Annotated in this window: 23 protein-coding genes; 20 read left to right on the top strand and 3 right to left on the bottom strand. The window is 44.3% G+C overall.

Annotated elements, in window-relative coordinates; genetic code table 11:
* Positions 1 to 29 precede the first annotated feature (29 nt).
* The 4 genes from BM415_RS12975 to thiI all read left to right on the top strand — a co-directional run bounded on the left by BM415_RS12975 (position 30) and on the right by thiI (position 3,851).
* The gene (locus BM415_RS12975; RefSeq protein ID WP_091158575.1) at positions 30 to 404 is read left to right on the top strand and encodes a protein-disulfide reductase DsbD; all 375 of its coding nucleotides are present in this window, start codon (positions 30 to 32) and stop codon (positions 402 to 404) included.
* Positions 405 to 579: 175 nt separating this feature from the next.
* Positions 580 to 1,344 carry a lytic transglycosylase domain-containing protein gene (locus BM415_RS12970; RefSeq protein ID WP_091158573.1) on the top strand — a complete coding sequence of 255 codons (765 nt, stop codon included), beginning with the start codon at positions 580 to 582 and terminating at the stop codon, positions 1,342 to 1,344.
* A 130-nt stretch (positions 1,345 to 1,474) separates the two neighbouring features.
* Complete coding sequence (locus BM415_RS12965) at positions 1,475 to 2,626, top strand: cysteine desulfurase family protein (RefSeq protein WP_091158572.1); 1,152 nt, start codon at positions 1,475 to 1,477, stop codon at positions 2,624 to 2,626.
* A 4-nt stretch (positions 2,627 to 2,630) separates the two neighbouring features.
* Positions 2,631 to 3,851, top strand: coding sequence for a tRNA uracil 4-sulfurtransferase ThiI (gene thiI, locus BM415_RS12960; RefSeq protein WP_091158570.1), 1,221 nt, complete (start codon positions 2,631 to 2,633; stop codon positions 3,849 to 3,851).
* A 135-nt stretch (positions 3,852 to 3,986) separates the two neighbouring features.
* Here the strand turns inward: thiI and BM415_RS12955 are convergent, their stop codons facing one another.
* A complete protein-coding gene (locus BM415_RS12955; protein ID WP_091158569.1) occupies positions 3,987 to 4,670 on the bottom strand; it encodes a TerC family protein in 684 nt (227 codons plus the stop codon).
* A gap of 147 nt (positions 4,671 to 4,817) precedes the next feature.
* On the opposite strand from BM415_RS12955, the gene BM415_RS12950 reads away from it, so the two are divergent.
* From BM415_RS12950 to BM415_RS12920, 7 genes are all read left to right on the top strand, one after another.
* Positions 4,818 to 5,483, top strand: a complete 666-nt coding sequence (locus BM415_RS12950; protein WP_091158567.1) for a TerC family protein — start codon at positions 4,818 to 4,820, stop codon at positions 5,481 to 5,483.
* Between the two features lie 238 nt (positions 5,484 to 5,721).
* Entirely contained in the window at positions 5,722 to 6,222 is a 501-nt protein-coding gene (locus tag BM415_RS12945; protein WP_091158566.1) for a LiaF transmembrane domain-containing protein, read from the top strand.
* Between the two features lie 297 nt (positions 6,223 to 6,519).
* A complete protein-coding gene (gene typA / locus BM415_RS12940) occupies positions 6,520 to 8,361 on the top strand; it encodes a translational GTPase TypA (RefSeq protein WP_091158564.1) in 1,842 nt (613 codons plus the stop codon).
* A gap of 78 nt (positions 8,362 to 8,439) precedes the next feature.
* A complete protein-coding gene (locus BM415_RS12935) occupies positions 8,440 to 8,742 on the top strand; it encodes a YlaH-like family protein (protein WP_047910846.1) in 303 nt (100 codons plus the stop codon).
* Positions 8,743 to 8,930: 188 nt separating this feature from the next.
* Positions 8,931 to 9,998, top strand: a complete 1,068-nt coding sequence (locus BM415_RS12930) for an LCP family protein (RefSeq protein WP_091158562.1) — start codon at positions 8,931 to 8,933, stop codon at positions 9,996 to 9,998.
* Positions 9,999 to 10,371: 373 nt separating this feature from the next.
* Positions 10,372 to 11,703, top strand: a complete 1,332-nt coding sequence (locus tag BM415_RS12925) for a PhoH family protein (protein WP_091158561.1) — start codon at positions 10,372 to 10,374, stop codon at positions 11,701 to 11,703.
* Between the two features lie 183 nt (positions 11,704 to 11,886).
* A complete protein-coding gene (locus BM415_RS12920; protein ID WP_091158559.1) occupies positions 11,887 to 13,191 on the top strand; it encodes a hypothetical protein in 1,305 nt (434 codons plus the stop codon).
* Between the two features lie 9 nt (positions 13,192 to 13,200).
* Here BM415_RS12920 and BM415_RS12915 read toward each other — a convergent pair whose 3' ends face one another.
* Together BM415_RS12915 and BM415_RS12910 are read right to left on the bottom strand one after the other, a co-directional pair.
* Positions 13,201 to 14,286, bottom strand: coding sequence for a hypothetical protein (locus BM415_RS12915; RefSeq protein WP_091158557.1), 1,086 nt, complete (start codon positions 14,284 to 14,286; stop codon positions 13,201 to 13,203).
* 182 nt (positions 14,287 to 14,468) lie between these two features.
* On the bottom strand, positions 14,469 to 14,705 hold the full coding sequence (locus tag BM415_RS12910; RefSeq protein WP_091158556.1) for a DUF2626 domain-containing protein: 237 nt from the start codon (positions 14,703 to 14,705) through the stop codon (positions 14,469 to 14,471).
* A 283-nt stretch (positions 14,706 to 14,988) separates the two neighbouring features.
* On the opposite strand from BM415_RS12910, the gene BM415_RS12905 reads away from it, so the two are divergent.
* From BM415_RS12905 to bshC, 9 genes are all read left to right on the top strand, one after another.
* Positions 14,989 to 15,633, top strand: a complete 645-nt coding sequence (locus tag BM415_RS12905) for an RsfA family transcriptional regulator (protein ID WP_091158554.1) — start codon at positions 14,989 to 14,991, stop codon at positions 15,631 to 15,633.
* Positions 15,634 to 15,760: 127 nt separating this feature from the next.
* Positions 15,761 to 16,732, top strand: a complete 972-nt coding sequence (locus BM415_RS12900; RefSeq protein ID WP_091158552.1) for a ketopantoate reductase family protein — start codon at positions 15,761 to 15,763, stop codon at positions 16,730 to 16,732.
* 6 nt (positions 16,733 to 16,738) lie between these two features.
* Positions 16,739 to 17,125 (top strand): DUF3397 domain-containing protein, encoded by a 387-nt coding sequence (locus BM415_RS12895; protein WP_311285463.1) that lies wholly within the window; start codon positions 16,739 to 16,741, stop codon positions 17,123 to 17,125.
* A gap of 155 nt (positions 17,126 to 17,280) precedes the next feature.
* Positions 17,281 to 18,945, top strand: coding sequence for a peptide ABC transporter substrate-binding protein (locus BM415_RS12890; protein WP_091158551.1), 1,665 nt, complete (start codon positions 17,281 to 17,283; stop codon positions 18,943 to 18,945).
* A gap of 193 nt (positions 18,946 to 19,138) precedes the next feature.
* A complete protein-coding gene (locus tag BM415_RS12885; protein ID WP_091158549.1) occupies positions 19,139 to 20,071 on the top strand; it encodes an ABC transporter permease in 933 nt (310 codons plus the stop codon).
* Positions 20,072 to 20,074: 3 nt separating this feature from the next.
* Positions 20,075 to 21,025, top strand: a complete 951-nt coding sequence (locus BM415_RS12880) for an ABC transporter permease (RefSeq protein WP_280142860.1) — start codon at positions 20,075 to 20,077, stop codon at positions 21,023 to 21,025.
* 12 nt (positions 21,026 to 21,037) lie between these two features.
* Positions 21,038 to 22,033 (top strand): ABC transporter ATP-binding protein, encoded by a 996-nt coding sequence (locus BM415_RS12875; RefSeq protein WP_091158547.1) that lies wholly within the window; start codon positions 21,038 to 21,040, stop codon positions 22,031 to 22,033.
* Positions 22,030 to 22,968, top strand: a complete 939-nt coding sequence (locus tag BM415_RS12870) for an ABC transporter ATP-binding protein (protein ID WP_091158545.1) — start codon at positions 22,030 to 22,032, stop codon at positions 22,966 to 22,968. Before BM415_RS12875 ends, BM415_RS12870 begins: the two co-directional genes overlap by 4 nt.
* Positions 22,969 to 23,267: 299 nt before the next feature.
* On the top strand, positions 23,268 to 24,902 hold the full coding sequence (gene bshC / locus BM415_RS12865; RefSeq protein ID WP_091158544.1) for a bacillithiol biosynthesis cysteine-adding enzyme BshC: 1,635 nt from the start codon (positions 23,268 to 23,270) through the stop codon (positions 24,900 to 24,902).
* The last annotated feature ends 8 nt before the right edge of the window (positions 24,903 to 24,910 follow it).

The raw sequence follows: 24,910 nt of genomic DNA, 5'->3' as shown, positions 1-24,910 counted from the left end.
GGCACTCTAATGCTTCGGAGGTGCGAAAAATGGACAAACCAAACCAAGAAAACAAAGCAAAGGGAAGTCGTGACCGTATCGATTTTCCTCGGAAAGAGCATCATGAGCATCAGGAGGAGTACGCAGCCGAGATCAGCCCTTCAGTAAGGGTAGATTCTACTGAGGCAACTTCAAGGGCTCGTGAGCGAGATGAAGACACAACGTCTAAGCGAATAGGCTATCTGGCTCTTGCCGTATCTATTGTGTCCTTGTTTTTATGGTCTTATGTGGTAGGTGTCATAGGTATCGTTCTCGGGTATTACGCCTTCAGCAAAGGAAGACGTACAGCTGGCGGCTGGGCAATGGGCATCGGGATTGCAGCTCTGGTGAGCTACGCTTTCCTAGTAATGTTCACTTACTATTAGAAAAAAGTAATGCAGGCAGCTCTTCATAATGCGGGGCTGCCTGTTTAGTGTATTCGACTATGAAAAACAAGACTTGGCATGCAGGAAGGCAATTGTTACAATAGATCAATGAATGAATCAATTTCATTATAAAATTGATTTGGATCGCTAGTATAATTGGAGGGCTTGTTTACATATGCAAATCGATCCTGTAGGAAAATCGCTATGGTACGATGTCTCCTCTTCTTCAGGGGTCAATTCCAAATCCGCAGATTCCTTAGCATCAACAACGGCTTCTACGCCTGAATTCTCAGAGATATGGGCTGAAGTTAAGCGTGATCCATCAACAGATAGCCAAGAAGATAGAAGCAGTAATAGCTCTTACTTGTCCACAGACGGACTGCTTTGGATCAATCTTAGAACCGGTAAAGTCTCCGGCGGTCCGAGCGATATAAATTCAGACAGGACGGTGAATTCGAGTTCCGTATCCTCTTCGGACTTAGGCATCTCTTCATCTTCACCAGTGAAGTCTTCACAGCTTGGAAGAACTGCCTATGATTCGATGATCCAGGAAGCGAGCGAGAAGTATGGCGTACCTGCATCCCTCATTAAGGCTGTCATTGATACAGAGTCCGCATTTAATTCGAATGCAGTATCTGGAGCCGGAGCCAAAGGGCTCATGCAGCTCATGGATGGAACCGCAGCAGGCTTAGGTGTGACGAATCCATTCGACCCTGCGCAGAATATCGATGCAGGCACCAGATATTTATCTTACCAGCTAGAACGGTTTGACGGACAAGTGAAGCTTGCTCTCGCGGCTTACAATGCGGGCCCAGGCCGTGTAGGCCAGCTGCAGGTATCGACCGATGAACAGCTGATGAGTGTACTCCATTTATTACCTAAGGAAACTCAAGATTATATTGCTAAAATAGAAAAAGCAGAAGCGGTATATAGAGCATAAACGACAAGAAAAGACGTATAGTTATCGGATCTGAACAAAAGATCAACTTGGACAGGCGGTATAATGAACCAGCTGACTTGTCCATTTTTGGTCTTTTTCACGTTTAAGAAAGGAGGTTAGTTGATACAATATGCTTTACTTTGATTATGCGGCTTCAGCACCGCCATATGAAGATGTAATCCGAACGGTGTCAGAGGTAATGAAGCTGCATTATGGAAATGCCTCCTCTATTCATGCTTACGGGGAAAACGCAGAACGACTGCTGAACAAATCTCGCTCGGTTTGTGCCGAGGCTCTGAATGTTAAACCGGATGAAATTATTTTCACATCAGGAGCTACCGAGAGCAATAACCTTGCTTTAAAAGGAGCTGCGTTACGTTACCGTTCCAGAGGCCGTCATATTATAACGACCAGGACAGAGCATGCCTCCGTGTATGAAAGTATCAAGTTTTTGTCCGAAATCGGTTATGATATTACCTATGTGCCGGTAGATGCGATGGGCAGAGTGAAGACAGAGGATGTGTTAAATGCGATCTGCGAAGAGACAATTCTTGTAAGTCTGATGCATGTAAATAATGAGACGGGTGCTGTTCATCCTGTGGTTGAAATAGGGCAGGCTCTAAAGCGCAAGCACCCAAAGATTGTGTTTCATGTGGACGGAGTTCAAGCTTATGGCAAAATCCCTGTTCAATTAGCAGGGTCAGGCGTTGATCTATATAGTATTTCGGGACATAAAATCCGCGGTCCCAAAGGCGTGGGACTCTTATATATTCGTTCTGGTCTGGAGCTGACACCTTTAATGTCAGGTGGTTCTCAGGAACAGGGAAGACGTGCGGGAACGGAGAATATTCCGCTGATTGTAGGTATGTCCAAAGCCATGCGCCTTGCCCGCGAACGTCAACCTGAGCTAAAAGCACGCCTAGAAAGGCTGCAAATCCTGCTTCTTGAGGAAATAAGCCAACATCCGGAGTGGGTACTGAACAGCTCGGAAGAAGGTGCTCCGCATATTGTCCATTTCTCTTATCCTGGCATGAAAGCTGAAGTGATGCTGCACACATTAGAGCAGCTGGATATCATTGTTTCTACTCAATCGGCTTGCTCCTCCAAACAAGCCATTCCAAGCCGGGTGCTGCTGGGAATGGGCAAGTCAGAGGCGATTGCGGACAGCGGAATTCGAATTAGTCTCGGAGATCAACATACAGAGCAAGACATATTACAGCTGATTCAGGCGATGAGACAGATGAAGGAAAGGCTTGCTTCTTTTGAAGGGTGGAATAGTTAAACCGATGAAATACGATATGTTATTGCTCCGCTTTGGAGAGTTTACACTTAAAGGTAAGAACCGAAAGCGGTTTGAGCGAACCGTCATTAAGCATGTTAAGTCCAAATTGAAGGCCTATCCGGGAACTTCCATTATTGAGGAATACGGGAGAATGTACGTAGACCTGGGTGGCAATGATCACCTCGCTATAACGGATAGTTTACGCAAAGTATTTGGGATTGTCTCCATTAGTCCTGTTAAGGTAACTCCGTCTGTAGCAGATGAGATTGTGGCAGCCTCCCTTAGTTTTATGGAAGAGCTTGATCCGCAGCAAGGAACGACCTTCAAGGTAAATGCAAGAAGGGTCTGGAAAGCGTTCGAGCATTCTTCTCATGAAATGAATCATTTGGTCGGGGCCCCCATTCTAAGACAATTCAGCGCACTTAAAGTGGATGTGAGAAATCCGGATATTGAGCTTAAGATTGAAATTCGCGAGGCGAGATCTTATTTGTATTATGAATCCGTTCCTGCAGTCGGAGGTTTTCCACGCGGATCTAACGGCAAAGCCATGATGCTGTTGTCAGGAGGGATTGACTCCCCCGTTGCCGCATGGTCTTCCATGCGCCGCGGATTAGAGCTGGAAATGGTTCATTTCTTCAGCTTCCCGTTTACAAGCCAAAAGGCAAAGGACAAAGTTATTGATCTGGCAAAAATTCTTGCTGATCATGCAGGTGAAGTCAAGCTTCATCTGGTTCCTTTTACAGACGTTCAAACCTCGTTTACGAAGACGGGGCAGGATAATCTAATGATTACGCTAATGCGTCGTTCGATGCTACGAATCGCAACTCAGCTGGCGGAACGAGAAGGGGCACTGGCTATTGTAAGCGGAGATAGCCTTGGTCAGGTAGCCAGCCAGACTCTTGGAAGCATGAACGTTATTGGGAGGGCAACCGATCTTCCGTTGTTAAGGCCGCTTGTGATGATGGATAAGAGTGAAATTGTAAAGATTGCTGAGGACATCGGTACGTACTCTACATCCATTTTACCTTATGAAGATTGCTGTACCTTGTTTGTACCCAAGTCTCCGACAACGAACCCGAATTTGCGAATTGTCGAAAAGATTGAGGCATCCCTTCCGGAGCTTCCTCAATTAATTGCGAGTGCGGTAGAGCAGACGGAGACGCTGGTCCTACGCAGCAATGACGATACAGCTATGCCTGATTCGATACAGGAAGACTGGTTCTAAGGATTCCATAGATATATAGTGTTATTTTGATAAAACTAAAAAAAGCTTATCGCTGTTATTGTCAGCGATAGGCTTTTTTAGTGTGAATGTGACGGCTAGAAGCTTGTCCAATTATCAAATCTTTTTGCTCTTGTCTTAAGAGTAGGAGTGTTCCCTCTTCATATTCTGCTGTTTCCGATAGCCGGCGAACAAAACTCCGCCGATAACAAGAATAATAAATAGGATCCGAAGAACGGGATGCGAGATAAAGAAGGTTTCAAATCTTTGTTCTTCCGTAATCATATTCGAGGCCGTATAGGCCAGTACAGCAGCGCCAATATACATAACCCAAGGAAAACGATCAATGAGCTTGATAAACAAGGTACTACCCCATACGATGATAGGAACACTGATCAGCAGACCCAAAATAACGAGAATAAGATTTTGCTCCGCTGCGCCAGCAACAGCAATTACATTATCAATCCCCATAGCCGCATCAGCGATGATAATTGTGCGTACAGCCGACCATAAAGAGCTCCCGACTTTGATATCGCTATGTTCGTCGGCACCTTGGTCAGCCAGCAGTTTGTACGCAATTCCTACAAGCAGCAGCCCGGCAACCAGCAGCAGCCATGGAATTTGCAGCAGCCATAGTACGATGATTGTTGCAAAAATACGAATCAGAACTGCACCGCCAGTACCATACACAATCGCTTTCTTCTGTACATTTTGCGGCAGATTACGGGCAGCTAGTCCAATCACGATAGCGTTGTCCCCGGCAAGGATTAAATCGATAAAAACAATTTGCAGCAAGCTGATTAAAAACTGACCGATATCCAAGTCTTGTCACTCCTTTACTCTAACCATGATTCCGAATCGTTCGATTGCATAAATCGGAGTTCATTATATTCCTCTGATTTCTCAGCGTCAAGCATAGCTCGGACAACCAGGGCATACATCTAGGGTATGGAGGTGTTTACCCTGTTCATGGATGATATTTGGCTTATAGTTCAGATACTAATGATTAACCTTGTTTTAAGCGGCGATAACGCCGTCGTCATTGCTTTGGCAAGCCGTAATTTGCCTGAGCAGAGCCGCAATAGAGCCGTATGGTGGGGGGCTTTTGGTGCAGTTTTATTAAGATGTATTTTAACCTTTATTGCGGTGCTCATACTTGGCATTCCGTTTATACAAGCGGCTGGTGGTATTATGCTGCTGTACATTGCGTTTAAATTGCTGTTTGAAGAAGACGGGAATGTTAATATTAAACAATCTACAACTTTATGGAGTGCTGTATACACGATACTCGTCGCAGACTTTGTCATGAGTCTGGACAATGTTCTGGCCATTGCTGCCATCGCAGACGGTGATCTAGCACTTATCGTGATCGGGATCGCGATTAGCATTCCCATTGTCGTTTGGGGCAGTGGTATTGTTGTTAAGCTGCTGCACCGCTTTCCGATTCTGGTCTTTGCCGGATCAGCCATATTAGCTTATACTTCCGGCGAGATGGTTCTTCGTGATCCGAAGCTGGGGTTATGGCTTCAAGAGATTTCTGCAGGTTATGAGACATTGCTGCCCGCACTTTGTGTTATTTTGGTTATGCTTGGCGGTGCATTTTTCAAAGTATTAAGATATCGGGTAGATACATAAATGGATTAATCACAAACCGGCAATTCGAAGCCGGTTTTTTTAGTATTGTTGGAACAAGTTATGCAAGGCACGGAGTGGGGGACAGGATCTTCTTGTCAAATATGAAGCATGACAGTAGTTTTTTGCAAAAACATCGGATAAACTAGAATTATACATGCTAATACAGTTCCCAGTGAACGTAGATCATGGATTACCTTGGATAGAAGCAGATAATCATACAAACGGGGTGAAGTGTGAAGTGAAGGGAAGAAATGAAAGGTTGGTTGGCATCTTTATCGTCATTGCCGGTCTTGTCATCTTACTTGGTCAATTGGGTTTCTTCAGCTTTCTTGGGCGAAATTTCTGGCCTCTGATATTAATCATTCCAGGAATTATTCTCCATCTTTTGTATTTCTTTAGAAATACGAGTGCGGTTATTTTGGTGCCGGCAGGAATAATGACGGTGTATGGTATTTTCTTCCTGATATGCAGCATTTGGGGATGGCATCTGACTGCATCTCTCTGGCCTGTTTTTATAATAGGGGTTGCACTGGGCATGTTTGAATATGCCTTATTCGAATATCCACGGCCTGCGGTGATCTACCGGACGTCCATTATTTTGCTTGGGGTGTCTATCGTTCTCCTGTTCATAACCATGCTCACAACCGGATTTATATATGTTATTGCTGCGATACTTATCTTCGTGGGTATTTGGCTTATCTTCGGAAGACCTAAACCTAATCGGCGGCGCTTTCGATAAGCTACTTGATTTTTAGCGTTTTTCGTCTATAATATAAGGGATATATGTGCGTCGGAGTTATCACCCGGCGCTTCTTTTGTGAGTAAGGTCGTTATATATAACAAGAATCAATTTCATGGCTTGTTACTATGAATTTGATTCAAGAATCAATTTCATGACTTGTTATAATGAATTTGATTCAAGAATCAATTTCATGACTTGTTACTATGAATTTGATTCAAGAATCAATTTCATGGCTTGTTAATATGAATTTGATTCAAATAGAAAATGATTTTGGAAAGGATATGGATATAAACCATGCATGTAAGAGAGAATATTCGCAATATTGCGATCATTGCCCACGTTGACCACGGCAAAACGACACTTGTAGACAAACTGCTTCAACAATCCGGAACCTTCCGCGAACATGAGGCCGTACAAGAACGCGCCATGGACTCCAATGATTTGGAACGTGAACGCGGGATTACGATCCTTGCCAAAAATACTGCGATCAATTATAAAGATTTCCTTATCAATATTGTTGATACACCAGGACACGCCGACTTTGGCGGAGAAGTAGAACGGATTATGAAGATGGTTGACGGCGTACTGCTAGTTGTCGATGCGTATGAAGGCTGCATGCCGCAAACCAAGTTTGTACTGCGCAAGGCTCTGGAGCATAACCTGACGCCAATCGTAGTTGTTAACAAAATTGACCGTCCGGCAGCTCGCCCGGCTGAGGTTATTGATGAAGTGCTTGACCTGTTCATCGAGCTTGGAGCCAATGATGAGCAGCTTGATTTCCCAGTTGTATATGCTTCTGCACTCAACGGTACTTCAAGCATGGATCCGGAGAAACAAGATGATAACATGATGAGTCTGTATGAGACGATCGTTGATCACATTCCTCATCCGATTGAAAGTGTTGATGAGCCATTGCAGTTCCTCGTCACACTGATGGATTACAATGAGTATCTGGGACGTATCGCAATTGGACGTGTTAACAGAGGCGTAATTCGTCAAGGACAGGCTGTAACCGTTATTCAACGTGACGGATCTAATAAATCTGCACGTATTGAGAAATTGTTTGGATTCCAAGGACTAAAGCGGGTAGAAGTAGCTGAAGCGGGTGCAGGCGATATCGTTGCCATAGCAGGGATCAAGGATATTAATATTGGTGAAACGATTGCCGATCCAGCGAATCCTGAAGCTCTGCCGGTTCTCAAGATTGATGAGCCGACACTTCAAATGACGTTCCTTGTTAATAACAGTCCTTTTGCCGGACGAGAAGGAAAATGGGTCACATCCCGCAGACTTCGTGACCGTCTGTTCAAAGAGCTTGAAACTGACGTGAGTCTTCGTGTTGAAGAAACAGACAGCCCGGATGCTTATGTCGTATCTGGCCGTGGTGAGCTTCACCTTGGTATTTTAATCGAGAACATGCGCCGTGAAGGCTATGAACTTGCGGTATCCAAGCCGGAAGTTATCATCAAGGAGATTGATGGCAAGAAGATGGAGCCAATTGAGCGCCTTATGATCGATATTCCTGAAGAAAGCATGGGTGCGGTAATGGAAAGCCTGGGTTCCCGTAAAGCCGAAATGGTCAACATGATCAATTCCGGTAACGGCCAGGTTCGTCTGGAGTTCCTGATCCCTGCACGCGGCTTGATTGGATATCGTACGAACTTCTTGACTCTGACTCGCGGCTATGGCGTAATGAACAATGCATTCGACAGCTATGGTCCACTCGTAGGCGGTCAAGTTGGCGGACGTCATCAGGGCGTGCTCGTATCCAGTGAGAATGGAACATCAACATTCTACGGTATGATTGGTGTTGAGGACCGCGGAATGCTGTTCCTTGATGTAGGAACGGAAGTTTATGAGGGAATGATCGTTGGTGAACACAATCGTGACAATGACATCGTCGTGAACATCTGTAAGGAGAAACAATTGACTAACGTACGTTCCGCAACCAAGGACGATACGGTTAAGATGAAGACTCCTATAATCTTCTCCTTGGAGCAAGCTCTTGAGTACTTGAATGATGATGAACTGTGTGAGATTACTCCGAAGTCCGTTCGTCTCCGTAAGAAACTCTTGAATAAGAGTGAGCGCGAGCGTGCTGAGAAGCATCGCAAGATGTCCCAAGCTAATCTTTAATAATTTGAATCAAATTGATTCATCCAAATAATGAATGTGGAAAAGAGAGCACGAACTTGAAAGGAGATGAACGCCACCATGCAGGCATGGTTTGCGTCACACCCGATCGTTAGTTATGTGGTTATATTTGTACTGATTACTTATGTCTACAATAAGGTATTTCGCCCACAGCAGAAAATGCCGTTACTAAAAGAGATATTACTGTACATTTTGATGGCCATCGGCTCCTTCATGCTGCTCGTTTTCCAAATTGATAAATTACCGATCATTCAATGCTTACTTGTCGCGGTGGCACTAATGCTGCTGGTCAGAATCCGCTATTTTGTGGAGGCTCGGCAAAAGAAAAAAGCGGAGTCTTCTGGAGAGACAAGTAAAATGTAGCTATAGTAAAGATAACTTCAAATGCACACATTAGAGAGACCGCCCTAATCAGCGGTCTTTCCGTTTTTTTGGAGCTGTTTAAATTTTTTATTTATGTGGAACATATACCCATATTTGAAATGCATCAGCGGTGGCGGTAATATGTAAAGAGCAACCAAAGAAATATATAAAGGTGTTGAACTTATAATATGAGTGGATCTAACGGACTGCCTCCACGCAACAGAGGTGGCAAGAGCAGCGATAACAACGCAGCGCAGACAACGACCAAGAAGAAAGTAAAGAAGAAAAGTCCGATCAAAACATTTATGAAATGGGTACTATCTCTAATTGTTATTGGTTTGATCGCGGGTATTGGGTATTTGTATATGGTATTTAATGATGTCATTGACACGGGGAATAATAATCCTGTGGCAGCTGAGGATTCAGCCAAAGTGAAGCCGCAGACGATGCTGATCTTGGGAACGGACTATCGAGAGGAGACGGGCACCCACCTGTCTGACGTCGTGATGGTAGCCTCGCTGCATCCGGAGACGAAATCCGCGACCATCGTATCTCTGCCACGTGACACTCTGGTTCAGCTCGAAGGTTATACCGAGAGGAAACTGAATGAATTCTATCCTCGATTTAGAGCTGCGGCGAAAGAATCAGGCATCTCTGCAGAGGAAGAAATGCGGGTTATGATTGGCAAATACCTGGATGTCGATATTGATTACGTCACCGTGCTGAACTTCAAGGCATTTGAAGAGATTGTGGATGCCCTGGGCGGAGTCGAAGTTAATGTGAATCAGAATATGTGCTATAAGGATACCGCGGATGATACCGACATTAATCTGACTGCCGGTCCTCAGCGTTTGAATGGCGAGGATGCGCTTGGGTATGTTCGTTACCGCAAATCAAACTGTGAACCTAAGACGCCAGCTTCGGACGATTTCTCCCGCAACCAGCGTCAAAGTGAAGTTCTTCACTCGTTAATGGATCAAATGAAGTCTCTTGGCGGTGTTACGAAGATTGGAAAAGTCGTCGGTGCTGTAGATGATAATATGACGACAACGGTAGAGAGTGATCAGGTTAAGAATTTCATTTCAACCTATTGGAATCTTCCGAAGGAAAGTGTAAACTTTGTGCCGGTGACAGGAACATGGAATAGCCCCTATGTATATATTAATCAAGGGGAGTTAGACCAAGCGAAGCAAGCACTAGCGAAAGAGCTTGCAGGCGAGCATTCTTCTGGAGCAGCTGAAGCTTCTGGAAATTAAATCATCTGCAAAATATCTGTTCAAACCTTGAAGAAGTAGTGATATAATGTGGATGTATCCCATAGATGGAATTCATTAGCGGAGGTCCTGTCTATGTCCAACTATGCTAATCGAATGGAATATCGCTCTCTTCATATGAATATGCTGACAAATGCACTGTTTTGTCATGAATACAAGCCCGGTGAACCCTGTTCACTGGGCTCTTTGTATTTAATGTGATGAACGATGCATATTCCACGGATATTTTCAGGAAATTGTACAATTATTTGCTCCCGGTCGAATACATTTAGATATGGGATACACGATTGTCCTTATCGCTGCCCATAGCTTGCCCTAGCTGTACTTAAACGACGCCGCCTTGGAGGGGATACCAATGAAAAAAATTTTTGTGTTGGATACGAATGTGCTGCTTCATGATCCGGGCGCCATTTATGCTTTTGACGAGCATGAAGTTGTAATTCCTGCCGTAGTGCTGGAGGAAATCGACTCCAAAAAGCGTAATGCAGATGAAATAGGGAGAAATGCGAGATATGTCTCGCGTTCATTAGATGGATTAAGGGAGCACGGACATTTGCACAGTGGAGTACCTTTACCGAATGGCGGAAACTTAAAGGTAGAACTAAATCACCGCAGTTTCATTAGAGTACAGGAGATGTTTGGTGAAGTTACAAATGATAATCGCATACTGGCAGTTGCGCTCAATTATCAGCTTGAGCAGGAGCATAAGGAGGTACCACGAGACATTGTTTTAGTCAGCAAGGATGTACTCGTACGAATCAAGGCAGATGTGCTTGGTCTTAACACTCAGGACTATTTGTCTGATCGTACCGCAGATCCAAGTGAATTGTATCCGGGGTATACTGCGATTAGAGTCCATCCTTCCGTAATCGATGAATTTTATACGTATCGTTTTCTGCCAATTAAACCATTGCAGCTAAATTATAATCTGTATCCACACGAATTTATTATATTGAAGGACGAGATGGGCACGGGTAAATCTGCCCTGCTTAAGGTGAATCAGGAAGCTACCAAGCTGGAGCCTCTATATCTCAGTAATGATCCGGTCTGGGGAATCGTCGCACGCAATGCACAACAGAGAATGGCTTTAGAGTTATTGTTGAATGATGATATACCGCTGGTAACAATTACAGGTAAGGCCGGAACGGGGAAAACAATGCTCGCCCTTGCAGCAGGACTTCTGAAGGTCGAGGATGAGCATAAATACAAAAAGCTTCTCATCGCAAGACCGGTGGTTCCGATGGGCAAGGATATTGGTTACCTCCCAGGGGAGAAAGAGGAGAAGCTTCGTCCCTGGATGCAGCCGATATACGATAATCTGGAGTTTCTGTTCGATACGAAAAAGGCGGGTGACATCGATAAAATACTCATGGGACTCGGCAGTATACAAGTAGAAGCGCTCACTTATATTCGAGGCAGATCGATTCCTGGGCAGTTTATCATTATTGATGAGGCTCAGAATTTATCGAAGCATGAAGTAAAGACCATTGTTTCTCGTGTAGGTGAAGGAAGTAAGATTATTCTGATGGGTGATCCAGAGCAAATAGACCATCCATATCTTGACTCAGCAAGCAACGGTTTAACATATATTGTTGAACGGTTTCGTCAGGAAGGGATCAGCGGACACATTATGCTTGAAAAAGGCGAACGCTCCAAGCTCGCTCAGCTGGCAGCTGATCTCTTGTAGGCTATATATTTCCCGGAAAATGAAGAAATCGCTGAGAAGAGCCGGATATCATTCCGGTTCTTTTCTTTGACTAGACTAGTAACCAGAATGGAGAATGAAAGAGAAGTTAGTAGGACAAGCAGACTATCCATTTGGTACAATAATGGGGAAAGGTTGGATATTTCTAGGGGAGGTACCGAAGCTGTGAAGCGAAGAAACCAGTGGATACTGTTTGTCGTGTTATTGTTGTCCTTGACCATATTGTCTCCAAGCCTTGAAATATCTCGTGACCCTGTAACGGATGAGGACGATCAGAGCACGGATCCGTTATATCGTCCAGCTCCTCAAGTTCCACAGGAGCAGCAGCCATTGAAAATAACGGTGTCGATGAAGGAGCAGGAATTTGCAGTTTTTCAGCGCTTCGCTGTGGAGATCGGAAATAGGATCGGTACCGGCGTTGAAGTACATAATATGAAAGAAACTAGTGAAAGCGATGAGTATGAAGCCATACGTGAAGGTTTTATGTTAGGTGACAGTGCAGACATTACCTTGCTGAATAATCGTCATGTTCGGTTGTTTGCCATGCAAGGCTATTTGAGACCGTTCATAGGGAATGACCTGAATGGAATGGCTGCAGATCCATTTCCGCAGGTGATTACGGTAAATGAATGGAATCAATATCGCTGGGCTGTTCCTCTTGATATTGATCCATATATCTATGCTGAAGCCCGCAGAGACAATGCGTCGTCACCACCCTTGCAATCAATGAGCACTGATGAGGATTGGATGAACCGAATGACAGCATGGTCAGAGACGGACGACAAGCCATTCTTTTTGGATGTGGAAGATCCGCTGGCCTTTGCCTCCTGGCTTGAATTTCGAGGAATTATCCGTCAAACAGAAGATCTCTTCAACCCTGATGAGCAGAATGAACAAATGCAGTCAAGGCTTCAAGAACTGGAGATGCTCCTTCCTTATATTGAGACAGACTTCAAGAATTCTGCTTCCGGTCATTTGAACTGGATATCTGGAATTGTTAAGCTGTCTGATATGCTGCCTGAGTATCGTGGAGAACTTACCGAGTACATTAACAATGATGTGGAAACACAGGCCCTTACGGTGACGGGCCGCAGCTTTGCCATTTCCTCTAGAACAGGGCAAATGGACCTGGCTTCCGAATGGATTAAGGCAATGACATCCCCTGAAACTGCACAAGACTGGTTTGAAGAAACAGGGAATCTGCCGATTTATAGATCCGTTTATGAAGAGCTGGAGATGCGGGACGTTACAAGAGCCATTCCTGTTCAGGCTCTAGAACAGAGCCTTGAGGCTGCTTATCGTAATGACCTGCTTAATGGAGACTTGCTCAATAGTGCACAGCCCCTGATCACACAGTTTTTGCGTGGCGATATAACTGCTGAGGTATATTATTCACGTGTGCAGTCCTTGTTCTCACAACAGGGAGAGGACGAAATGCCGAGTGAGTCTGTGCAGAATCCACAGCCATGAGCGGGTGTATTATTTCAAGGCTAATTCGAGCGTCACTTCCAGCGTCTGGTCCTTTGTCGAGACATCGGTTGCTTTGATGAAAGACATGAGCTTTTGCGGGTAAAATCCCAGATCAAATTCTTGCTGAAGCATGCTCCGCGTTGTATCCGGAAGTTCAAAGCCGTTAAATACGAGCTTGTCTACATGAAATAGAAGACCGTTAGTCGGCTCATCAATGACGGTGTAATGACCTTGTACAGCGAGCTCAAGATTGTCTCTTTTTCCACTGGCGATGATATAATCATCGGTAAATTCAAAAGCAAAATCGTTGAATATTTCATTCTCCGCTCTCAGAAAATTGTTTAATTGCTCTTCATTGATTCGAATCGAATAGGTTCGGCCATTTGTTGAAATGATGCCTTTTTCCTGTTGGACGAAATCGGGCAGATGATTCATGGCGGAGGCAAGTGCGCCGAAGTACCGCTTCACCTCATGAATGCCTACATTGTTCCAGTAAGTGTTCAGTTCCTCAATCAGCTTCTCCATCAGTTCCCGGTTACCATTGCTCGCCAGCGTATCCTCAACTTCCTGCTCCAGCAAGAGTACTCTTTCCCGCTGACTCTGTAAATTATGTTTAAGCATGCGAAGCTCTGCGTCATTCTGATCCAGTCTAACTGCCATTTCTTCAAGCTCCTGCTGCCTCGAATGATAAGCATGAAGTACCTCATGATCTCTGCCTATGATAATTTCATAATAGCTTGCCACGATTTGAATGGAGCGCAGCGACTTTGCCTTCAAAAAAATATGCAGCAATTGATCCCGCTCCCCCATATAATAGGACCTCACAATAGAGGCAGCACGTTCCTGATGATCTTTCATTTCTTCCTTATGTACAGACATTTCGGCTTCAAGTGACCCTCGGCTTTCTTCGATTTGCTGCTGCTGTACTTCTATGCGCTCGATCTCGTGATCAATTTCAACGATAGACAGGCTGTTCTGCAGAACTTCTCTCGTATTCTCGTCCAAGGTGGGTTCAGCCTGGATAGGGGAGATATGGTGAAATAACAGTAGAATAGAACAGCAGATGGTCACATAATATATAGAACGGTTTCTCATATATTTCCTCCCTATAGCTTGTACTAGTAAAATGGGTCTAAAGCTTGATAGCATTGAGATAGCCACCAAGTTACAAACTTCCTGTATCATATACTTAAAACATACATATGAAAAAGAAAACAAATAAAGAACGGATCAGCTTAACTTGGCTGATCCGTTCTTTATTTGTTTAATGAGATGTGCTATAGAGGTTTGCCCATTTCGAATACAGTCCAGTAGCTGAAGCCTGAAAAGGTGATAATCATGTAAGCCCAGAACAATAAAATATAGGTTCTCTCCGTAAATTTCAAATAACCGAGAATGACGAAAAAAGCGGTTTGAAGGAAAAATAACAAAGCCATCTCCAACATATTACCTGCAAAGGCCATAAGACCAATCGTTAGAGTGAAAAATCCCAGCACACGAAACATGCGCGCCACGATGACTACCCCCTCTCTTAAGAACGCTCGTCTAACTACTAAGTAACATTATATCTGTTAAGGAAAATGATGTAAATAAAAAATGGATATGAAAGCGAAATCTTTTAGGGTATGTCCAGGGAGCAATTTGGAAATACATTTTAGTATGAAATAGATTCTATGAACTCTATGAAGGGCATAAGAATGATTAAAGCTGAATTTTATAACCGGCTTTTCATCTCATAGCTTGATTTGTGCTGTAAGGTGAGGCTGTGATTATGGATGTCGTTAGGAGGTTTATAGCATGACTGCAGTTAGACAGGATGCATGGAGCGCGGAGGATGATTTGATCCTGGCTGATGTTACGCTTCGCCATATCCGGGAAGGAAGCACTCAGCTTGCCGCTTTTGAGGAAGTAGGTGAAAAAATCGGTAGAACTTCGGCTGCATGCGGTTTCCGCTGGAACAGCTTCGTTCGCAAGAAGTACGATGAAGCTATAGGCATTGCCAAGGCTCAGCGCCAAAAACGAAGCTATTCGAAAAGAGATGCTGCTGTTCAGCCTCAAGTTGCAGCATTATCGGTAATGGAAACCGATGAGCTTATGTACAGAACAGAGGGGTTCTCTGAGGAAACCTTGTCTATTGACGCTGTAATCCGCTTCTTAAGGCAATGGAAGGGGATTGTTCAGGAAAATTCTAGACAGCTGAAGCTTATCGAGAAGGAATTGCGCGAAAAAGAAGAAGAATTGAACGAGCTTAGATTTGAGAATGATCGCTTATCCAAGCAAGTCAGCGAAGTACAAACCGATTATCGGGTAGTAAACGATGATTATAAAGCGCTCATTCAAATTATGGATCGTGCCAGAAGACTCGCTTTTTTATCTGAGGAAGAAGAAGATAAAACTCGGTTCAAAATGGATGCGAATGGTAACCTAGAACGTATTGAATAAACTTGGATATCCAGTAACAAGTCTAGAAGTGGGATTGTGGAACTCAAAGCCTGTTTGACCGCGTAATGCGTGGTCAAATGGGCTTTTGTCATATGCTTCTAACTAATATATAGTAAGAGAGAAAGGTATGCTTGGAGGTGGAACGAATTTGGTTATTGATGTCATTGGTGCGGGCTCTCTTGGTCTTATGTATGGCGGAGCCCTCGTATATGCAGGAGAAGAAGTAAGGTTCTGGACTAGAACGAGAGCACAGGCTGCACGTTTACTTGAAAATGGAATTACTATAAACCAGCCGGACGGACAAGTATGGAGCGTACAAGCTGGGAGATTTGAAGCGAGAGAGCTTGTATCCCTACCAGAGGAATGGAGGAAGAAGCCCGGACATATAATCATGCTTATGACGAAACAAGGAGGTCTTCAGGAATCAATGGAGATGCTGACTAAGGTCAGCAAGCTGGATACGGCTATATTTTGTTTTCAGAATGGAACGGGACATATCCCTGTCATTACCGAAGCATTTCCTTCAGCCCGGGTGTATGCTGCAATTACAACGGAGGGTGCCAAACGAATAGATGAGATCGAAGTGACAAGGGCTGGTTACGGAGAGACGCACATCGGCTGGTCATATCGCGCAGGAGCACCTATTGAGGCAGAGGTGGACACTTTAGTCCATAAATTGCTTAAAGCAGGATTTGATACAAAATCGTCGAATGAAATCGATAGATTGATTTATCGGAAATTGGTCATTAATGCGGTAATTAATCCACTGACTTCTCTCTGGAAAATACCAAACGGGGAATTACTGGCAAGTCAAGAGAGAATGGAGGCGATGAAGCAGCTCTACACTGAGGCTGTGGCTGTCTATGATGCTCATCGGATTGAATATGATGCAAATCTATGGGAACAAGTTGTTGCTGTTTGTCAATCGACCTCGAGCAACTGGTCTTCCATGTGTATGGATGTCCTCCATGGCAGGCCAACCGAGATTGCTGCTATTAACGGCAGTATTGTCGCTATGGCAAGAGAGGCGGAAATGCGTGCGGAAGGTCATCAGCTCGTATGGAAACTTATTGAGGGAATGCCACTAAGGAGGGAGTAAAGGGAATTGAACGCTATCGGATCATTTCTTATTGTACTTAGCATGCTTCCGTTTTTTCCGTTTTTGATCGTGTATTACGGAATGGTTTATTTTAAGAAACCGAAGAAGACGGCTCTTCATACGGCAATGGATGTAACGACAATCTTTTTGATCGCAGCTGTTGCCGCGTTGTTTAATAGCACTTTTGATTTACGTTTCGGCTTCTATCTGATCTTGCTGGTTCTGCTCATCTCGTTGGGTTTAATTGGAAGCGCACAAACTCGTCTAAAGGGGAAGATTAACTACAGAAGGATGATAAAAGCCGTTTGGCGCATGGCTTTTGTCGCAATGGGATTCAGCTATATAGTACTTTTAGCCTTTGGATTATTCAGCTACATACTAGATTTAATGTAAGGAAACATAACGCGAATTGTGTGCAAAATGTGTCGAATGTGTCGAATGGTGAAAAAAAGTCATTTTTCAGAAAAAGTTATGTAGATTTTTTTGACCGCTGGTTGTATAATCTATAAACATATATACCACATCATCTTTTTAGGGGGAAATGCTTGATGAAAAGGAAGAGTTTGTTAGTCCTTTTGACGCTAGTTCTTGCATTTGGTTCCGTACTTGCAGCGTGCGGTTCTGACAATAGCAATGAAGGCAGTCAATCTGGTGAAGGAAATGCACCAGCAGAACAGGTTTTGAACATTAATTTGAGTGCTGAACCGCCGACTTTTGACCCGGCTCAAGCTCAAGACAGCCAGACTAACACGGTATTGAAGCTTATGTATGAAGGCCTAGTTCGTATGGGCGAAGATGGTAACCCAGTTCCAGGTGTTGCGGAATCTTGGGAAATTTCTGAAGATGGCAAAGAATACGTCTTCACACTTCGTGAAGATGCTAAATGGAGCAATGGCGATGCAGTAACAGCAAACGATTTTGTGTTCGCGTGGAAGCGCGTCCTTGATCCCGCTTCTACACCGGCTCCACCTTATGCTTATCAGCTGTACTACATCGAGAATGCAGAACAGTTCAACACTGGCGAAATCACAGATTTCTCCCAAGTCGGCGTTGAAGCAGTAGACGAGAAGACTCTTAAAGTAAAACTGGCTAACCCAACTCCTTACTTCTTGGGTCTGACTTCCTTCTACACTTACTACCCAGTTCATTCCTCTGTTGAGGGTAATGACAAATGGGCGACTAACAAAGATTCGATGGTTGTTAACGGACCGTTCACGCTTACTGAATGGACAACAGGTCAAAAGATTCAAGTTACGAAGAATGAACAATATTGGGACAAAGACAGCATCAGCCTTGCTCGTGTAGATATGTCTTTGACAAACAGCGGTGCGACAGAACTTTCTTCTTATAGAAATGGTGAAATCGATTATGCTGGTGCACCTAACGGTGAAATCCCTACAGACCAAATCAAAGGTGTTCAAAGTGAATTGCCTGAAGAATTTAATGTAAAAGGTATCGCTAGTACGTACTACTATATGTTTAACGTAACAGCTGAGCCTTTCCAAAATGCTAAAATCCGTAAAGCCTTTGCAATGTCTATCAATCGTCAAGCGATCGTTGACAATGTAACTCTTGGCGGACAGCTGCCAGCATTTGGATTTGTACCTCCAGGTATCAAAGGTGCTTCTGATGAGTTCCGTACCGAAGTTGAAGATGCATACTTCCAAGAGAATGCAGAAGAAGCAAAACGTTTGCTTGAAGAAGGTATGAAGGAAGAAGGCTACACAACGCTTCCTAAAATTACTCTGATCTACAACTCCAGTGAAGCTCACCAAAAACTGGCTGTAGCTGTAGCGGATATGTGGAAAAACGCTCTTGGCGTAGAAGTTGCCACTCAGAACCAAGAGTGGGGTGTGTTCCTTGAAACTCGTAAGAACCTGAACTATCAAGTAGCACGTGCTGGCTGGTCTGCTGACTACAATGATCCAATGACATTCATGGATATGTGGACTACAGGCAACGGTAACAATGATTCTGGTTATGCAAACCCTGAGTACGATGCGCTTATCGAGCAAGCAGCTGTAGAGCAAGATGCAGCTAAACGTAATGATCTTTTTGCTCAAGCTGAGAAAATGCTCGTTGAAGAGGACATGGTTATTGCACCGTTGTACTACTATACAAATGTTTCTTTAACTAAGCCTTACCTTAAAGGCGTTAGCCTTGATTTCAGTGGAGCAATTGACTTCACTAGAGCTTCTGTTGAGGGTAAGTAAGGATATAACTGTATAGAAGCTTCGGGATATATATGCGGGCTAACCCTTATATATCCCGATTTTTTTGTATGTCGTTCATAATTGGAAAGTAATAGTAAAATTCGCAAATAACTAGAATAGATTTAATCCTCTAGTTTTTATAAAATTGTAATTGTACAACTGTTATTTTAATTTGCGGGGGGTGTCCAGGATCATGATAAGATACGTGATCAATAGGCTGATTTTCATGCTGATATCTCTATTTATTCTCATCTCCGCTACGTTCTTCCTAATGAAGGCGATTCCGGGTAACCCGTTTATGAGTGAGAAGGCGACATCACCTGAAATTCAAGCCAGACTTATGGAACAATACGGCCTCGATAAGCCGGTGTTCATGCAATATATTGATTATCTCGGTAATATCATCACAGGAGATTTCGGAATCTCCATGAAGCGACTAAACCAAGATGTGACCGATATTATCGGCCAAACCTTTGGTGTGTCACTTAAGCTTGGACTTGTTGCTATCGTTGTAGCTGTTATCGTAGGTATTTTGCTTGGAATGGTTGCAGCGATGAACCATCGGAAGATAATTGACAACGTGGCTATGGTGCTTGCGGTTATTGGAATCGCAGTCCCGAGTTTCGTGCTCGCATCACTCCTGCAATTCTATCTGGCGCAAGAGCTGGGAATATTCAAAGTAATGGGACTTAACGGTCCGCTCGATTATGTCCTGCCGGTTGCGGCGCTGTCTGCCCAGCCTATTGCCTATATCGCGCGTTTGACACGCTCCAACATGCTTGAGGTATTACACGCCGATTATATTAAAACGGCGAAAGCCAAAGGCTTGAACAGCTTCACCATTATGTTCAGACATATTATCCGTAATGCCATCATGCCTGTTGTGACTTATGTTGGACCAATGACGGCTAACGTGGTTACAGGTTCTGTTGTTATCGAGCGTGTATTCGGTATCGGCGGTATTGGTAAAGTATTCGTCGAAAGTATTACGACACGTGATTATACCATGATTATGGGAATCACCATATTCTATGGCATTATTCTCATGTTTGCTCGTTTTCTAACGGATATTGCATATGTTCTTATTGATCCGCGTATCAAACTTTCGAATGGAAAGGAGGGCTAGGTAGTGTCTGCAAATCAATCTAGCATCGATCCAAACAACACTCAGCTTACACCTGAAGATTTTAGAAGAATCGGGACGGATGAGAAGCAAGCAGAGGTCATTCAGCGTCAAAGTGTGTCAGCTATGCGCGATGCATGGGAGCGGCTTCTTAAAAATAAGCTCGCGATGACCAGCCTAGTCATCCTCGTTATCATTATTATTATGTCGATAGTTGCTCCATTGATGTCCAGCAATGACTATCAGACGAATGATCTGATGAACGCCAATCAGCCTCCTTCCAAAGAGCACTGGTTTGGAACGGACGATCTTGGCCGCGATATGTGGGTACGTACCTGGTCAGGTGCGCAGATCTCACTAATTATCGGTTTTGCAGCCGCCTTGATTGACCTTTGTATTGGGGTTATCTACGGCGGAATCATGGGCTTCTACGGTGGACGTGTCGGAGAAATCATGAACAAATTCTCTGAGATCCTGTATGCAATCCCTTATCTGCTTGTCACTATTTTGCTTCTAGTCGTCCTCGAGCCTAGCGTGGGAACGATTATTATAGCCCTATGTATAACCGGCTGGATTAATATGGCCTGGATCGTACGGGGCGAAATTATGCAGCTCAAGAACAGAGAATTCGTGCTTGCTTCCAAATCCATGGGTGCAAACTCGTCTCGTCTTATCTTCAAACACCTGCTGCCAAACGCAGTAGGGCCAATTATCGTAACACTGACTTTATCCGTACCGAGTGCGATCTTCAGTGAGGCTTTCCTGAGCTTCCTTGGTCTTGGTGTACAAGCTCCAAGAGCGTCCCTGGGTTCCATGATTGAGAACGCACTTACAGGATGGATGTACTACCCTTGGCGGATGTTGTTCCCGGCAGGTCTGATCAGCTTAATCATGCTAGCGTTCAACCTCTTCGGTGACGGACTCCGTGACGCACTAGATCCAAAACTGAAAAAATAGGAGGTGGACATAATGGATCCGTTGTTGCAGGTTAAAGATCTTAACGTTTCATTTAAAGTAAGAGACGGCGAGGTAAAGGCCGTACGCGGCATGAATTTTGAAATCGGCAAGGGTGAGACTGTTGCTATTGTCGGTGAATCCGGTAGTGGTAAGAGTGTAACAGCCCAAACCATTATGCGTTTGATTCCTTCTCCACCGTCCATCATTAATAAAGGTGAAATTATTTTCCAAGGACAGGATTTGCTGAAGAAGACCAATAAGCAAATGGAATCCATTCGTGGTAAAGATATCGGCATGATCTTCCAAGATCCGATGACATCGCTGAACCCGACCATCAAGATCGGTAAACAGATTACTGAGGTATTGATCAAGCATCAGAACATGTCCAAGGATGAGGCAGCTAAAGAAGCGGTTAAAATGCTCAAAATGGTCGGTATTAAGAATGCAGAAGAACGCTTCAATCAATATCCACATGAATTCTCCGGCGGTATGCGTCAGCGTGCGATGATCGCAATTGCACTTGCTTGTAAGCCGGCCCTGCTGATTGCCGATGAGCCGACAACGGCTCTTGACGTAACGATCCAGGCTCAGATCATGGACGTTATGAAAGACATGCAGGAACAGCTGGGCACTTCCATTATCCTGATCACACATGACCTTGGCGTAGTAGCCGGTATTGCAGACCGCGTTATCGTTATGTATGCTGGAGAAGTGGTAGAAACAGGTACGAAATATGAAATATTCAAAAATCCGCAGCATCCGTATACCAAAGGTTTGATGCGTTCCATGCCTCGTCTTGATCAGAAGAAGGACGAGCCGCTCATTCCGATCGTGGGTACACCGCCGGATTTGATCAAGCCACCGCTTGGCTGTCCATTCGCAGCGCGTTGTGATCGTGCAATGAGCATCTGCGAGCGTATTGATCCTGGTGCTACGGTATTCAGTGACACTCACATGGCACGCTGCTGGGAGCTGCATCCTATGGCGAAGGAGGTACATTCTTCATGAGCAAGAACTTAATTGAGGTTGAAGGTCTTAAGAAATACTTTAATGTAGGGAAGAATCGTACGCTCAAAGCCGTAGATAATCTTAACTTTTATATTCGTGAAGGCGAGACTCTCGGAATGGTAGGAGAATCCGGCTGTGGTAAATCAACAGCTGGACGTACAATCCTTCGTTTGTATGAGCCTACAGCAGGCAGTGTGCGCTTTAACGGCACAGATATCTACAAGCTCTCACCGAACAAGATGAAAGCCATGCGCCGTGACATGCAGATGATTTTCCAAGATCCGTATGCATCGCTCAATCCGCGCTTTACCGTTTCTGATATTATTGGTGAAGCTCTGGATATTCACAATATGGCTGGAAGCAGCAAGGAGCGCAAGAAACGGATCGAGGAGCTATTGGATCTTGTAGGCCTTAATTCAGACCATGCGAACCGTTATCCGCATGAATTCTCCGGTGGACAGCGTCAGCGGATCGGGATTGCCCGTGCTCTTGCCGTAAATCCTAAATTCATCATTTGTGATGAGCCGATTTCCGCACTTGACGTATCCATTCAAGCACAGGTGGTTAACCTTCTGAAGGATCTTCAGGATCGTTTGGGTCTGACTTACTTGTTCATTGCCCATGACCTTTCCATGGTTAAGCACATCAGTGACCGGGTTGCTGTAATGTATATGGGTAAAATGGTAGAGCTTGCGGACAGTGAAGAGCTGTATGCAAACCCGATCCATCCTTATACCAAAATGCTTCTATCCGCGATTCCGATTCCGGATCCGGACATTGAAGCGAATAAAAAGCGTATTATTATGCCTGAGGACAATTCGGGCCCAATCAGTTCAGGTAATGAGGGAGAGGCAGCGAAGAGCGCCTTTAACCTGGATAATGCCAAGCTGATTGAAGTATCCAAAGGCCATTTTGTGGCTGAACCTTACGCTTGATCAAGATATGTTAGTTCGTGCCGCCGATGTTATAATCGGCGGTTTTTTTGATTCGGAGAATCAATTCCATTACCTAAACGTGTATGAAATTGATTCTGAATCAATTCCATTACCTAAACGTGTATGAAATTGATTCTGAATCAATTCCATTACCTAAACATGTATGAAATTGATTCTGAATCAATTCCATTACCTAAACATGTGTGAAATTGATTCAATGTATACAATTATTACTTTGACGGAATATAAAGCATTCGGTACAATCGAATAAGGCTTTAAATGAATAGGAGGATGACCTCATGAATCTAATTCCTGAGGCGCTGCGTAGTGGATCACCTCTAGCGGAACATTATTTGCGTTACGATGAAACCGTGCATCATTTGTACGAATATAATTTTCGCGATTATTCCAGCTACATAGCGCGTGCCGAGTGGCTTGATCGAACCGGAGACACACGAGTAGACCGGCAGGCAATGGTTACTTGCTTGCGTTTATATAATGAAAGTCGAAATCCGCATCCTGCAGTTAAGGCATCTCTGGACCGGCTGGCACAGGAGAACGCTTTAGTTATTACCGGCGGTCAGCAGAGCGGATTGTTCACCGGCTCTTTGCTTGTTATATACAAGGCAGCAACGATTATTAAAGCGGCCAAGACCGCAGAAGAGAAGCTTGGACGTCCTGTTGTGCCCATATTCTGGATTGCCGGTGAGGACCATGATTGGGATGAGGTGGACCATACTTACTTAATGAGTTCAGATCTCTCGGTAACTAAAGTCAAAATGCCTGGAAAATATGAAGGGCGCTCTTCCGTGAGTGACGTTGCCGTGGAGAAGGAGCATTGGATTGCTGCTATTCAGGAGCTGGAAGAGCTATTACCTGATTCGGAGAACAAACCGGAAATTATTGCTTCTATTAGAGAAGCGGTTCAGGACGAGTATATAAGCTTGAGTGATGTATTCGCCAAATTGCTAGGGCAATTGTTCGGCTCATATGGACTCGTACTTATGGACTCGGCAGATCCGGAGTTAAGAAAGCTCGAAGTGCCTGTATTTGAGCGTATTATAGAAGATAACGACATGCTTGAACAATGTTACCACGAGTCTTCCGGCCGAGTTGTAACAAGCGGCTTTACGATGCAGGCGGATGTCGCCTCCGGAGGAGCAAATCTGTTCTATATCCATGAGGGATCCAGATTGCTGTTGTTTAAGGAAGACGGTAGATTTGTCGATCGCAAAGGCTATGTTTCTTTTTCCAAAACAGAGCTGCTTGAAATTCTCCATCAGCATCCGGAACGCTTCAGTAACAATGTTCTGACCCGGCCTTTAATGCAGGATTCTATATTCCCGGTGCTGTCAACGGTGCTCGGGCATGCCGAGATTGCTTACTGGGCGCTGACCAAAGACGCATTTCATCGAATGGGTCTTCGCATGCCAATACTTATGCCACGTTTGTCATATACGATTTTGGATCATCATATACAGAAGCTGATGGATAAATATGATTTGACTTTCGCTGATATCCAGTTCTCCTTTGATGAGAAGAAAGAGACCTGGCTGCTCAGCTTGGATGAATTTGATGTGAACGGACAGTTTGAAGATCTTAAGACTTCTTTCCGCAAGCTATATGCGCCATTACTTGAACAGCTCGGTCAGCTGGAGTCGGGGCTGGGTCGCCTAGGAATAACCAACAGCGAGAAAATAGAAGAGCAGATCGAATATATGCAAAAAAGAACGAAGCAGGCCATAGCACAGAGACATGAAGCTTCGCTTAAGCAATGGGATTATGTAGAAAGATCGCTTTTTCCTTCAAAACGCCCGCAGGAAAGAGTCTACAATGTTTACTATTACGTTAACCGGTATGGAACGGACTGGTTGAAAGAGTTAATGGAGGTTCCTGCTGATATGAGCGGCATCCATCATATTCTGTATATATAATTGGAGGA

It is taken from the genome of Paenibacillus sp. 453mf, assembly GCF_900116105.1.
GTDB lineage: Bacteria > Bacillota > Bacilli > Paenibacillales > Paenibacillaceae > Paenibacillus > Paenibacillus provencensis.
The sequence above is the reverse complement of the archived record's forward strand: the minus strand, read 5'-3'. Positions and strand labels throughout refer to the sequence as shown.

What these genes read in the sequence shown, in the direction of transcription:
- BM415_RS12975 (WP_091158575.1), top strand. Translation starts at nt 30, where the DNA reads ATGGACAAACCAAACCAAGAAAACAAAGCAAAGGGAAGTCGTGACCGT.
- BM415_RS12970 (WP_091158573.1), top strand. Translation starts at nt 580, where the DNA reads ATGCAAATCGATCCTGTAGGAAAATCGCTATGGTACGATGTCTCCTCT.
- BM415_RS12965 (WP_091158572.1), top strand. Translation starts at nt 1,475, where the DNA reads ATGCTTTACTTTGATTATGCGGCTTCAGCACCGCCATATGAAGATGTA.
- thiI (WP_091158570.1), top strand. Translation starts at nt 2,631, where the DNA reads ATGAAATACGATATGTTATTGCTCCGCTTTGGAGAGTTTACACTTAAA.
- BM415_RS12950 (WP_091158567.1), top strand. Translation starts at nt 4,818, where the DNA reads ATGGATGATATTTGGCTTATAGTTCAGATACTAATGATTAACCTTGTT.
- typA (WP_091158564.1), top strand. Translation starts at nt 6,520, where the DNA reads ATGCATGTAAGAGAGAATATTCGCAATATTGCGATCATTGCCCACGTT.
- BM415_RS12935 (WP_047910846.1), top strand. Translation starts at nt 8,440, where the DNA reads ATGCAGGCATGGTTTGCGTCACACCCGATCGTTAGTTATGTGGTTATA.
- BM415_RS12930 (WP_091158562.1), top strand. Translation starts at nt 8,931, where the DNA reads ATGAGTGGATCTAACGGACTGCCTCCACGCAACAGAGGTGGCAAGAGC.
- BM415_RS12925 (WP_091158561.1), top strand. Translation starts at nt 10,372, where the DNA reads ATGAAAAAAATTTTTGTGTTGGATACGAATGTGCTGCTTCATGATCCG.
- BM415_RS12915 (WP_091158557.1), bottom strand. Translation starts at nt 14,286, where the DNA reads ATGAGAAACCGTTCTATATATTATGTGACCATCTGCTGTTCTATTCTA.
- BM415_RS12905 (WP_091158554.1), top strand. Translation starts at nt 14,989, where the DNA reads ATGACTGCAGTTAGACAGGATGCATGGAGCGCGGAGGATGATTTGATC.
- BM415_RS12900 (WP_091158552.1), top strand. Translation starts at nt 15,761, where the DNA reads ATGCTTGGAGGTGGAACGAATTTGGTTATTGATGTCATTGGTGCGGGC.
- BM415_RS12890 (WP_091158551.1), top strand. Translation starts at nt 17,281, where the DNA reads ATGAAAAGGAAGAGTTTGTTAGTCCTTTTGACGCTAGTTCTTGCATTT.
- BM415_RS12885 (WP_091158549.1), top strand. Translation starts at nt 19,139, where the DNA reads ATGATAAGATACGTGATCAATAGGCTGATTTTCATGCTGATATCTCTA.
- BM415_RS12875 (WP_091158547.1), top strand. Translation starts at nt 21,038, where the DNA reads ATGGATCCGTTGTTGCAGGTTAAAGATCTTAACGTTTCATTTAAAGTA.
- BM415_RS12870 (WP_091158545.1), top strand. Translation starts at nt 22,030, where the DNA reads ATGAGCAAGAACTTAATTGAGGTTGAAGGTCTTAAGAAATACTTTAAT.
- bshC (WP_091158544.1), top strand. Translation starts at nt 23,268, where the DNA reads ATGAATCTAATTCCTGAGGCGCTGCGTAGTGGATCACCTCTAGCGGAA.